Origin of the sequence: Halomonas sp. BC1 (assembly GCF_002078135.1) — a bacterium.
Taxonomy (GTDB): domain Bacteria; phylum Pseudomonadota; class Gammaproteobacteria; order Pseudomonadales; family Halomonadaceae; genus Vreelandella; species Vreelandella stevensii.
In genome coordinates, this window is the sequence record NZ_LFGS01000009.1 from 130,409 (window position 1) to 142,668 (window position 12,260).

The 12,260-nt window shown below is 47.7% G+C and carries 9 protein-coding genes; all 9 read left to right on the forward strand.

Annotated features, from left to right (window positions below):
* Nucleotides 1-1,609 (forward strand): hypothetical protein (locus B7L72_RS08470; protein WP_217806068.1); only part of this gene is annotated, 1,609 nt, incomplete at its 5' end.
* 16 nt (nt 1,610-1,625) lie between these two features.
* A complete protein-coding gene (fcl, locus tag B7L72_RS08475; protein ID WP_139788479.1) occupies nt 1,626-2,591 on the forward strand; it encodes a GDP-L-fucose synthase in 966 nt (321 codons plus the stop codon).
* 521 nt (nt 2,592-3,112) lie between these two features.
* The gene (gene galE / locus B7L72_RS08480; protein WP_081193742.1) at nt 3,113-4,102 is read left to right on the forward strand and encodes a UDP-glucose 4-epimerase GalE; all 990 of its coding nucleotides are present in this window, start codon (nt 3,113-3,115) and stop codon (nt 4,100-4,102) included.
* On the forward strand, nt 4,099-4,485 hold the full coding sequence (locus tag B7L72_RS19105; RefSeq protein ID WP_081193744.1) for an NUDIX domain-containing protein: 387 nt from the start codon (nt 4,099-4,101) through the stop codon (nt 4,483-4,485). The genes galE and B7L72_RS19105 overlap by 4 nt, the downstream gene beginning before the upstream one ends.
* A 3-nt stretch (nt 4,486-4,488) precedes the next feature.
* Complete coding sequence (locus B7L72_RS08490) at nt 4,489-5,664, forward strand: RNA-guided endonuclease TnpB family protein (RefSeq protein WP_176212858.1); 1,176 nt, start codon at nt 4,489-4,491, stop codon at nt 5,662-5,664.
* A gap of 311 nt (nt 5,665-5,975) precedes the next feature.
* Nucleotides 5,976-6,635, forward strand: coding sequence for a hypothetical protein (locus B7L72_RS08495; RefSeq protein WP_081193746.1), 660 nt, complete (start codon nt 5,976-5,978; stop codon nt 6,633-6,635).
* A complete protein-coding gene (locus B7L72_RS08500) occupies nt 6,635-10,318 on the forward strand; it encodes a glycosyltransferase family 4 protein (RefSeq protein WP_081193748.1) in 3,684 nt (1,227 codons plus the stop codon). The genes B7L72_RS08495 and B7L72_RS08500 overlap by 1 nt, the downstream gene beginning before the upstream one ends.
* A gap of 2 nt (nt 10,319-10,320) precedes the next feature.
* The gene (locus B7L72_RS08505; protein ID WP_081193750.1) at nt 10,321-11,016 is read left to right on the forward strand and encodes a hypothetical protein; all 696 of its coding nucleotides are present in this window, start codon (nt 10,321-10,323) and stop codon (nt 11,014-11,016) included.
* Between the two features lie 116 nt (nt 11,017-11,132).
* A partial coding sequence (locus B7L72_RS18545; RefSeq protein WP_176212859.1) for a tetratricopeptide repeat protein occupies nt 11,133-12,260 on the forward strand: 1,128 nt, incomplete at its 3' end.

The following is a 12,260-nucleotide window of genomic DNA, read 5'->3' on the forward strand; positions in this document are numbered from 1 at the left end:
CAGGAGTAACTCTCTTTCGTGTATGCCCCCCTTATTTTATGAGCTTTCATGGAGTACGGGGGCGGTAGATTCCTTAATACACCCGAAAGAAGTTCGACTGGAGTATTTGCTGGAAAAAGGTGAGAAAGGACGCGACTATCAGTTGGCGGAAGCGAGACTGCAGTCGCATAAGAAACATACGGATGTTTACAAATTTCTCGGGCTGGGACACCCTCGCTGTGGCTCTGGTTACACGTCAAGCGTTCTGAAAGCCGTTGGTTTAGATGTTGGGCACGAAAAACTTGAGAAGGACGGCATTGTTTCTTGGATGTTTGCAACGGACAATGATGCACCGTGGGCACTCAATGAAGGGGCGCGAACCCGAAGGTTTAAGTATTTCGAACATGTCATCCACCATGTTCGAAACCCGCGGAGCGCTATTCCCAGCATATTGCGTGACGACGAGCACTCGGAAGCTTCGCATCAGTTTCGGCGCCACGGCATTTTAGACGCTTTTTCGGTTGACATAGATGATTACGAGACGCCTTTGGCACGAGCGGTCGCTAGTTTTGTTTATTGGAATAAACTAGTAGCCGAGCAGCGACCTAATGTGGTTTATCGCGTTGAAGATGAAGAAGATAAACTGATTCAGTACTTGGTCAAGCATGGCGTAATCGAAGCGAGCGAGGTTCGCGTTGAAAAGTTACAGTTGCCAGACAAAAATGTAAATGCAGATAAGGCATACCAAGGCAAGCGCTACGAAAAACCAACTGTAGATGACAGTGATTACTTTCGTTTACCCGAAATTCTACTCAAAGATTTGAACGCGTATTGCCACCATTATGGCTACCCTGCTTTTGAGAAGCCACAACAAAAGGTTTCAGAGTCTATGAAGTCGTTTCAACACTTAACACTGAACCCGTTAGGCTGGACGAAGTCGAGCGAAAAACAATTACCTGTGGATAAAGATGGGCAGCCATTACCTTGGTGGACTTATCCTGCTATTGAATTTGTTGAAAGTGCTGCATCGCGGCATGATCGTGTGTTTGAGTATGGTGGTGGGCATTCAACGCTTTGGTGGAGTAAGCGGGTGTCTCAGGTAATAACGGTTGATCATGACCAAGAGTGGGTTGAGAAGATATCCGCTCAACTGAAAGAACCACACGCAATCGTATTTCAAGATAAACAACGCATTGATGATTTGACACCTAATGAAACGCTCAATCAATATTTAAGCCGCAAACCTCGTCATACCTTTGATTACGATGATGCCAAAATTGAACGACGAGGGTTGCTTGATGCTGAGTTTCTTGAATATGCAAAAACAATAGAAAAACCAGGCGGGAAATTCGACTGGATAGTTATAGACGGAATGTGTCGTCGTTTATGCGCGCACTTTGCAGTAAATCATCTCGCTGAGAATGGCATTATTCTTTTCGATAATTCGAATCGGAGTGACTATTTTGAAGGGTATCAGTATTTGATTGAGCAAGGTTTCTATCAAATCCGATTTTCGGGCATAGTGCCCGGTGCTAATTTTCCTTCATGTAGTTCTATTTTTATTAAAAGCCTTGAAGCGCTCCCGAAGATAACATTCAGCGCTTCAATGTTTGGCATTCAAGAATATTAAGGGATACGGATTACCTATGTCTATGAAGAAAGTATTTGTAGCCGGCCATCGCGGGATGGTCGGCTCTGCTATTGTTCGCCAGCTTGAAGAGCGTGGTGGTTTCAGTATTGTTACTCGTAATCGCAGCGAGCTTGATTTAACCAATCAACAGGCGGTAAGTGAGTTTTTTGCGGCCGAGCAGTTTGATCAGGTTTACTTAGCGGCCGCTAAAGTGGGCGGTATTATTGCCAATAATACTTACCCGGCTGAGTTTATTTATGAAAACCTGATGATTCAGGCGAACATTATTCACGCCGCGCATGCCACTGATGTGCAGCAGTTGTTGTTTTTAGGCTCCTCGTGTATTTATCCAAAGCTTGCTGGACAGCCTATGGCGGAAACAGCTCTATTAACCGGTACGTTAGAGCCCACCAACGAGCCATACGCTATTGCTAAAATTGCGGGTATTAAGTTGTGTGAAAGCTACAACCGCCAGTACGGTCGTGACTATCGCTCAGTGATGCCAACCAATCTTTACGGGCCGAACGATAACTTTCATCCGGAAAACAGCCATGTGATACCTGCACTATTGCGGCGTTTTCATGAGGCCAAGCTGGCTAGGGCAGCTGAAGTTACTGCCTGGGGTACCGGTTCGCCCATGCGTGAGTTCTTGCATGTCGATGATATGGCGGCTGCTAGCGTGCATGTCATGCACCTGGATAATGCCACTTATGAGGCTAATACCCAGCCGATGCTATCGCATATTAATGTGGGCACCGGCGTGGACTGTACTATTAAGGAACTGACTGAAACTGTCGCTAAGGTGGTGGGTTTTCAGGGTGAAATTGTCTGGGATACTAGCAAGCCTGATGGCACACCACGTAAACTGATGGATGTTTCCAGGCTGAAATCTCTGGGCTGGCAAGCCAGCATCGGCCTTGAAGACGGCCTGCGCGACGCCTACCAGTGGTTTTTGGATAATCAGACGAGTTTTCGAGGGTAGGTGGCATTCATGGAAAAGGAATTCCTTTCACCCCGGCTCTTTCCGAAAAACCAGGGCGCAGATGCTTATCAAATGACTGGTATTCCCGAATACGCCCCACATCCGTCATTCCTGAATACGCCCTATAACTGTCATTCCTGAATGTGCCCTATAACTGTCATTCCTGAATGTGCCCCACATCCGTCATTCCCGAAGGGGGTTATCGGGAATCCAATTTGACCTTGCTGCTGAGGGCTGGGAGTTTGAATCACAATGGATTCCCGCTAAGGGCACGAGGGAATGACAGAGGGCGGTGCATACGGGAGTGACATAGGGACAGAGTAAGCGGTAATGACAGAGTAAGCGTGAATGACATATGGGCGGGACATACGGGAATGACATAGGAGCGGGATACTGGAAGGGGTAATGACGGTTGTATAGGATTGAAGGATTAGACTAATCCTTCAATCTGCAGACACTAAGTTTAAACTCTACAAAGAGTTAAACAGCCTGTTGGTGAACTAAGGTTACAGGACGTTTTTATGTCAAAAGTTTTGGTGGTGGGTGGAGCCGGTTACATTGGCGCTCATATGGTAAAGCAGCTTTCGCGTGCCGGTCATTCTGTTGTTGTATTGGATAACTTAACCACGGGGTTTCGTGAATTGGCCCGTTATGGTGAGCTGGTGGTGGGTGACTTGGCGGATCTGAACCTTTTGGAGCGCTTGTTCAATGAGCACAGCTTTGCGGGTGTAATGCACTTTGCCGCGGCCAGTCTGGTGGGGGAGTCCATGCAGCAGCCGGGCAAGTATTACCGTAACAACGTGGCCAATACCCTTAATTTGCTGGATGTGATGGTTCGCCATGATGTGAAGTCATTTATTTTCTCGTCCACCGCCGCCACTTTTGGTGAGCCGATATATACACCTATTGATGAAGCTCACCCCCAGCAGCCGATAAACCCATATGGAGCCAGTAAGCTGATGGTCGAGCGTATGCTGAAAGATTATGCAGCCGCTCATGGACTGAACTCTGTTTGCTTGCGCTATTTTAATGCCTGTGGTGCTGATCCCGAAGGTGAGTTGGGTGAATGTCATGACCCTGAAACTCATCTGATTCCTTTGGTTTTACAGGCGGCTTCAGGGAAGCGTGATGCCATTACTGTTTTTGGTCGTGATTATCCTACTGAAGATGGCACCTGTGTTCGGGACTATATCCATATTGAAGACTTGTGTTCAGCTCATGCGTTGGCGTTGAGTGCTTTGCTCGGTGGTGAAAAACAGGGGGCGCTTGCCTACAACCTTGGAAATGGCACGGGATTTTCCGTACAAGAGGTAATTGCGGTGGTTCAAAACGTAGTGGCTGAAGATAGCTGCACGCTGCAAATTGATGAAGGCCAACGCCGCCCCGGAGATCCCGCAGTTCTGGTTGCTAATGCTGCTTTGGCTAAACAGGAACTAGGCTGGCAGCCTAAGTATACTGATCTTGAAACAATTGTTCGCCATGCTTGGCACTGGGAGAAGTCACGAGGATGAGTTATTGGTTGGATGAGAGTGCCTTTCGCACCGTGGTTGATGCCACACCCTTGGTCTCAATAGATTTAATTGTCAAGGATGCTCAGGGCAGGGTATTGCTGGGGCAGCGAGTGAATCGTCCAGCCTGCCACTATTGGTTTGTACCAGGAGGCCGCATCCAGAAAAACGAACCTCTGGGTGAGGCTTTTCGTCGTTTAACCCTTACGGAACTGGGCTGTGAGTATGAGCGAGCGCAAGCGCAGTTTCAGGGGGTTTATGAACATCTTTATCGAAAAGCGCGGAATACTCCATCCAGGCGACCGCACTGGGTGGAGATGAATAGCGCGGCGTCCGCTAGGGCGCCCTATATCTTGCAGCCTTACATAAATCTACCTAATCTGTAGGTCATGAAAACCGAACGCGCCTACCAATACCGCTTCTATCCCACGCCCGAGCAGGCAACCTTGCTGGCGCGGACGTTTGGGTGCGTGCGGTTTGTCTGGAACGCGGTGCTGCGCTATCGCACTGATGCGTTCTATCAGCGCCAGGAAAAGATCGGTTACACCGACGCCAGCGCGTTTCTCACCCAGTTGAAAAAGCAGCCGGATACGGTCTTTTTAGCCGAGGTCAGTTCGGTGCCATTGCAGCAATGCTTGCGCCACCAACAAACCGCTTTCAAGCATTTCTTTGCCAAGCGGGCGCGGTATCCCAACTTTAAATCCAAAAAGCACCGCCAGTCGGCGACGTTTGCCAGTTCAGCGTTTTCATACCGTGACGGTCAGGTCACGCTCGCCAAGTGCCGCGAGCCGTTGAACATACGCTGGAGCCGCGAGCTACCGTCAGCGCCTAGCACCGTGACCGTGTCCAAGGACGCAGCAGGTCGGTATTTCATCAGCTGTCTATGCAAAGTAGACACTGAGACGCTGCCGATCACGCCCAAGATGGTTGGTATCGACCTGGGACTAAAAGACTTGTTCGTGACCAGTGAGGGTCAGCGGGTCAACAATCCGCGTCATACGGCACGCTATGAGAGGAAACTGGCGCGGGCACAGCGGCAATTAAGCCGTAAGCAAAAAGGCTCCAACAACCGCGCCAAGGCACGGTTAAAGGTCGCTCGCTGTCACGCCAAGATCGCTGACACGCGACGTGACCGCCTGCATAAACTCACCCGCCAGATCGTTAACGAGAACCAAGTGATTGCAGCGGAGAGTTTGCAAGTTAAGAACATGGTCAAAAATCGCCACCTATCAAAAGCCATCAGTGATGTTGGCTGGGGGGAGTTGGTGCGCCAGCTGGACTACAAAGCGGCGTGGGCCGGACGCCAGTTCGTCCAGATCGACCGTTTTTACCCCAGCAGCAAACGCTGCTATGGCTGTGGATTTGTCATGGAATCGCTACCGCTCACTGTTCGCACCTGGGATTGTCCAGGTTGTGGCATCGAAGGTATTGACCGTGACCTCAACGCCGCCCGCAACATTCTGCAAGCAGGCACCGCGCTATTAGCCGGTGCCGAGCGTACCGAGGGGCACTCGGGAATCGACGCCTGTGGAGTTTGTGTAAGACCGGCAGTGCCAAGGCATTGAAGGCAACGAACACCGAAGCAGGAACCAGGAAGGCAACAACCTGGGAATCCGCCACTACAATCTCTGATTTAGTGGTCGGAGGGTGTCAAAACGATAGTGTGTTTGGTGAAAGCCCCACTACTCACTATGTTGTCCTTGCTTATTGCCTTTTCGTGGAAGCGGCTGACCTGAAATTACCCGAACAGCAGCATAGTGAATACCACTGGTGGTTGCCTGCTGATGTATTAACCAGTGAGCAGGTACACAGCAATACACGGGCCTATTTTTTGTAAGATAGTAACTTTATTCACTTTAAACTGCATTGGTCCTATATGGATATCTACGCTTTAAGATTGAAAAATAAGCAAGTTTTGGTTGATTATGCCTTTAATGTTTTCTTTGTCTCCAAAAACGATTGCAGGCAAACAAAAGATATGTGGGTTGATCGACTGCTCAATGGCTACGATTTTAATCAATTCATCCAAGACTTAAAGCATAGTAATGTTGAGGTCTCTGCAACTGCGCCTGATCTGCCAGCAGCGTCGCCTGATGTGATTGGCAGTATCCAGGTGGTGGATTCAAATCTGGCGTTACATGCTGGCTTAAAGCGTCAATTAAAAGTACGCATTGTTAATAATCAAGCCGACACCTTTCAGACTACCCCCGAAGAGCCCCTCTTCGTTGCTTACCATTGGTATACCGCTAATGGCGAAGTCTATGAATTCAATGGTGTTCGCACGTCAATAGAAACACCTATAGCGCCAGGGCAAACGCTTGAGATGGCCATTCAGCTAACGCCACCTGCAGAGCCGGGTGATTACCAGTTGATGGTAACGATGGTGTATGAGGGGCGTTATTGGATGGAAGAGGTCGGATTAAGTGTTCAGAGACTCGGTATGACCGTACAGGATTACGATGGACGCGGGCTTTCTCGCCACGCGCTCTCTATCTTCAAGCAGTTACAGGCAGCGGAACTCGAGGTGATCAACTGATGCGTATCGTCATCGACATGCAAGGGGCGCAAACCGAGAGCCGCTATCGGGGGATTGGCCGTTATACCTTGTCCCTTACTCAGGCGATTGTGCGTCATCGGGGTGAGCATGAGATTATTCTGGTATTGAATGGACTTTTCCCTGACACCATTGAGACGATTCGTGGCGCTTTTGAAGGCCTTCTGCCGCAGGATTGCATACGAGTATGGAGCTCTGCAGGCCCGATATTGGAAGCTGAAAAAGGTAATGATTCGCGTCGTCGTGCCGCAGAGCTCGTACGTGAGGCCTTTATTCAGAGTCTCAATCCCGATTTGGTGCATATTCCAAGCCTTTTTGAAGGTTTTGATCAGGATGCTGCGCTCAGTATCGGTAGTCTGGATAAGCAAACACCGGTCAGCGTTACGCTGCACGATTTGATCCCGCTTCTGAACCCAGAGGAGTATCTGGATAAAAATCCTCCTTTTGCGGCTTACTATCGCAACAAAGTAGATCATTTAAGCCGTGCAGCCTTGTTTTTGAGTATTTCTGAATCAGCCAGCCAAGAAGCGTTCGAGTGCTTGGGAGTGTCCCCTGAAAAGGTGGTGAACACGTCTGAAGCAGCTGACGCCATGTTCCGCAAAATCGACATCCCTGATCTGGAGCGTAATGCACTTCTGAGCAAGCTTAATATTGCAGGACGCTTTGTGCTTTATAGCGGTGGAGGTGATGAGCGTAAGAACCTTCCACGTTTGATTCAAGCCTATGCAGCCTTGCCACCAGCACTTCGGCAAAAGCATCAGCTGGTGTTTGCTGGGCGTATTCCCCAGGGCATCGCTGTTGCCTTAAAAAATAAAGCGCGCTTGGCAGGCTTGGCTGATAACGAACTGATTATTACCGATTATATAACTGATGAAGAATTGATTCAGTTATATAACCTTTGCCATCTTTACGTCTTTCCTAGCTGGCATGAAGGTTTCGGCCTACCTGCATTAGAGGCCATGGCATGTGGTGCGCCCGTTATAGGGGCAAATACTTCCAGCCTTCCGGAAGTGATTGGCCATCCTGAGGCGTTATTTGATCCTATGGATGTAACGGCCATCACCAGTAAACTGCGGGAAGTGCTTGAAAATGAGGGGTTACGGCAAGCGTTAAAAACGCACGGTGAGGCTCACGCCAAGGGCTTTACCTGGGAACACTCCGCTCAGGTGGCTATATTGGCCTGGGAAAAACTGTTGGCCGGTAAGTACGCTGCTCAACCTTTTCAGCTGGCCGCCAGCCAGGAACATCTTATTACCGCCTTGGTTGATGAGGTTAAAGGGTGGAGTAATGGCTTGAAAAGTGAACTTTCCACTGCCATTGCCCAGAATCAACAGGCTGGAAGAACGCGTCAGCTGTTACTTGATGTTTCGGAAATTCGCAATAACGATGCCGCGACAGGTGTGCAGCGTGTTGTGCGCAGTTACCTTAAAGCGTTGCTGAATTCTCCCCCGGCTGGTTTTCAGGTGGTACCTGTGTACGCCACACGGGAGGAAGGCTATTGCTACGCTTGGCAAATGGCACATCAGTATGGCGTAGAGATTCCTGAAAGTTTGAGTGAGCAAGCGCGTAATGACCAGGCCCCTATTCACTGGCAGCGGGGCGATATCTTCTTCGCGTTGGATATGCAGCACCATGTGCAGTTAACGCATCGGGCGTTTTTCCGTCAGCTCCAAGCTGATGGGGTTACCGTCAAGTTTCTGGTGCATGATCTTCTGCCCATTCAGCTGGCTGATCTTTTCAAGGATGATGATGCCAAGCAGTTGCATGAGCAATGGTTGAGCATGATAGCCGCTACTGACGGGGCTATTTGTGTTTCCAAGGCCACTGCGGATGCGTTTGACGAGTGGATTGAAGCTAATCATATTTTCCGTACGCCCGGTTTTCGTATGGCTTGGGTGCATAATGGTGGCGATCTGGATGGTTCAAAACCTTCATCGGGTTTACCGGAAGATGCTGAAGACGTGCTTGCCAAGATTCGTCAGCGCCCCACTTTACTGGCAGTCTCCACCTTGGAGCCACGTAAAGGTCAGGATCTATTATTTGATGCTGTTCAGGAGCTGTGGCGCCAGGGACATGATATTAATCTGGTGCTGGTGGGTAAACAGGGCTGGAAAATCGATGACCTGGCGCAGGCGCTACGCACGCACCCAGAAAATGGCAAGCGTCTGTTCTGGTTGGAAGGTATCAGTGATGAGTACCTGGAGAAGGTCTATCAGGCGAGCAGTGCCCTGGTGGCGGCGAGTATCAATGAAGGCTTTGGGTTATCGCTGATTGAAGCGGCGCGTTATGGCGTGCCCATCATTGCGCGTGACGTTCCTGTGTTTCGTGAAGTCGCTTTGGATAGGGCTTTCTATTTCCAAGGAAACAATGGCGCGGTGTTGGCAGGTGAGCTTGCGGGTTGGCTGGCATCTTGGAAGCAGGGCAATCATCCTCTCTCCACCCGCCTAGCATGGCAAACGTGGGAACAAAGTGCGGAACAACTCAAAACTGAGCTAGTGGAAAGGCGCTACCCTGGAAAACAGTTATTGGTGGATATCTCTGAACTGATTCAGCGTGATGCTAAAAGCGGCATCCAGCGAGTGGTGCGCAGTATCTTACGTGAATGGCTGTTGAATCCGCCAGAAGGGTATCGGGTTGAGCCGGTGTTTGCCAGTGTTGATGATAGCTACCGCTACGCACGCCAGTTTACCCTGGGCTTTATGAAGTGGCCTCAAACCGCGTTAGAAGATGAGCTGATTGACTATGCTCCTGGCGATGTGTTCTTTGGGCTGGATATGCAACCTCAGGTCCAGATTGCAAAGCAGCCTTTCTATCAGCGGTTACGTCAACACGGTGTTAAGGTTAAGTTCCTGCTCCATGACCTGCTGCCGATCCAGATGCCAGAGTACTTTCCGCCGGGGAACGAAGAGGGTTTCACCCAGTGGCTGCGCTCGATCACCGCCACCGACGGCGTGATCTGCGTCTCCCGTACAGTGGCAGATGAGCTGCGTGACTGGGTAGACAAGCATGGACCCGAACGAGAGCGCCCCCTGCAGATTGATTGGTCGCACAATGGCGCTGATATTGATAACTCTTCACCCAGTAGAGGCATGTCAGAAGACGCTTCGGAAGTGCTGAGCAAACTTGAAGCAAGACCCAGTTTTTTGATGGTGGGCACTCTGGAGCCTCGCAAAGGCTATGCCGACACGTTAGATGTGTTTGATGCACTGTGGCAAAAAGGGCAAGATATCAACCTGGTCATGGTTGGCAAGAAAGGCTGGAAAATCGACGCCTTGGCCGAGCGAATCAAAACCCATCCGGAATACAACCGTCGGTTGTTCTGGTTGGCAGGCATCAGTGATGAATATCTGGAGAAGGTCTACGGCACCTGCACCTGCCTGATAGCCGCTTCCTACGGTGAAGGCTTTGGCTTACCACTGATTGAAGCCGCCCAGAAAGGTATGCCGATCATCGCGCGGGATATACCCGTTTTCCGCGAAGTAGCAGGCGACCATGCCACTTATCTTCCCAAAGATATGAACGCGCACAGTGCAGGAAAAGTGATTGCTCAATGGTTGAAGCGATATCATAAAGGTAAGGTGCTGGGCTCAGAGAGCATTCCCTGGCTGACATGGCGGGAAAGTAGCAAGAATTTATTGGCTAGTATATTAGAAGAGAAGGGTTGAGCATGGGGTTTATCTATTTCAGTTATGGCATGACTAAGTCTGCTAGTTCTTTTGTGTACCAATTGGAAGAGCAAATTTTCAAGCTTTCCAAGTATGACCTAATGAAAGTGCCACCAGAAATAAGAGGCAACAGAGCACCGGAAAACTATGTTGAACCTATCACTGATGAAAAAATTCAGGAAATCTTGAATTGGTTGCCAGAAAATGCAGTGACTGTAGTTAAGACACATGGAGCACCCAGCCAGTTAGCTTGTGAGCTCGTTAACCAAGGAAAAGCTTTCGCAAGTGCTACCTTCAGGGATCCTCGTGATATTGCTGTATCTTTAGTTGATCATGGTGAACGCTCCAGGCAAAAAGGCATTGCAGACTTCGCGAATTTTATTCAGCCTATTGATGCGCTTACTGAAATTAAGCATCAAATTAACCGACTAGACTCTTGGGTAAAACTTGACGGTTGTCAAAGTTTTTCTTATGAACTGATTCGGTCTAAGCCAGAAGATGTCGTGTCAGTTCTCCTTAATCAATTAGAATTTTTTGATATCAAAGTGAGTGAAGTGCTTGCTCCTTTTAAAGATCCTGCGAATATAATTCACTATAATGTAGGAGGTTCAGGTCGCCATAAGGATCAGATGTCAACTGAGGAAATAGAAAAGTTTGCGTCAGAGTTTGAAAGTTTTATTGCCATGTGCGAAAAATGAGTAGGTGGTTTTAGATTAATAATTTTAGACAGGTAATCAGCAATTATTTCTGCTGATTACCGTTTTTAAATGTTTTTTCAGTATTGTTTTTAATTATAAGGAGGTTTTATTTAGCTATGGGTAAAGTGAGTGAGGTTTACACTTGTAAAGATTTTTCTATATACAGACATACACCGGAAAAAGCGATAGATAACTTAGCTGTTGTTTGTTTCGACGAGATCGATGGTGGTCTCAATAAAAAGGGTTTTGGTGTTGATTTTTTGCTGAGTAATAATTTAGAGTGCTTTTTTGTTTCGCATGCTAAGAAAAGTTTTTTCCAGTGGTTGAGTGAAGACGATTTACTTCTGCATTTAGGTCCTTTTTTAAAGGGTAAAAAAACGTTTACTTATGGTGCTAGCCTTGGTGGTTATGCTGCACTATATTATTCAGATGTTTTGCAGGCAAAAGCTATTGCGTTCTCGCCCAGGTGTAGCATTGATCCTTTATATGATAACGCAAAACAGTTCGATGTCAATTTTAAGCATATACCACTGAGTAAGAAAGAACTCAAAAGTAATCTATCCCCAGTTGTGGTTGTTGATCCACAAGTGCCTCCAGATAAAAAATTTTTAGTTTCTCGGATTTTGCCTCTCTATAAAGAAAATATATCTTTGATTGAGCTCCCTGGAGCCTCACACCATTCAGCACGCGCACTTTCAAGTCAAGGAGTTTTAAAGAAATTCTTTCTAAAAATAGTGTTTGAGAATAATGTCAGTGTTGATGGTTTTGATGCAATGTCTAATGCTATTAGCCTCTCTCATATGGCATTGTCTGCGGCTAATAATAAAAAATTTAAAGACGCTAACTTCTATTTAGATAAGCTTGTTGCTGTAGGTAAGCAGCCCAATGAATCTATGCGTCTTGATGCCTACCTTTTGCTTTCTGAAGAAGGAAAAGTAACTCATAAGTTTAACATAGATAGTATTTATGTTTCAGAGAAGCGGATAATTTATAATAGGTATTTTAGAAAGATAAAATCTTCTAATAGACCTCAGGAAGCTCTCCTTTTTCAAGTGATGACCTATATTAATCTTTTGCAATTTGATAAGGCTGTGAGTTTTGCTAGTGACGCGTTAACTGTTTATCCTGATAATAAAGAGTTAAAGGAGGTCTTGCAAAGATCAAAAAGACTCTATGCTAACACTAAAGGTTTTTTATTGAAAACGGAAATTGAGATGTCTATAAAGTGGTGTGTGTTTTTAATA

Bases quoted from the DNA above. Each gene is read 5' to 3' on its own strand.
- B7L72_RS08500 (WP_081193748.1), top strand. From the start codon at position 6,635: ATGCGTATCGTCATCGACATGCAAGGGGCGCAAACCGAGAGCCGCTAT.
- B7L72_RS08495 (WP_081193746.1), top strand. From the start codon at position 5,976: ATGGATATCTACGCTTTAAGATTGAAAAATAAGCAAGTTTTGGTTGAT.
- B7L72_RS19105 (WP_081193744.1), top strand. From the start codon at position 4,099: ATGAGTTATTGGTTGGATGAGAGTGCCTTTCGCACCGTGGTTGATGCC.
- fcl (WP_139788479.1), top strand. From the start codon at position 1,626: ATGTCTATGAAGAAAGTATTTGTAGCCGGCCATCGCGGGATGGTCGGC.
- B7L72_RS08505 (WP_081193750.1), top strand. From the start codon at position 10,321: ATGGGGTTTATCTATTTCAGTTATGGCATGACTAAGTCTGCTAGTTCT.
- galE (WP_081193742.1), top strand. From the start codon at position 3,113: ATGTCAAAAGTTTTGGTGGTGGGTGGAGCCGGTTACATTGGCGCTCAT.
- B7L72_RS08490 (WP_176212858.1), top strand. From the start codon at position 4,489: ATGAAAACCGAACGCGCCTACCAATACCGCTTCTATCCCACGCCCGAG.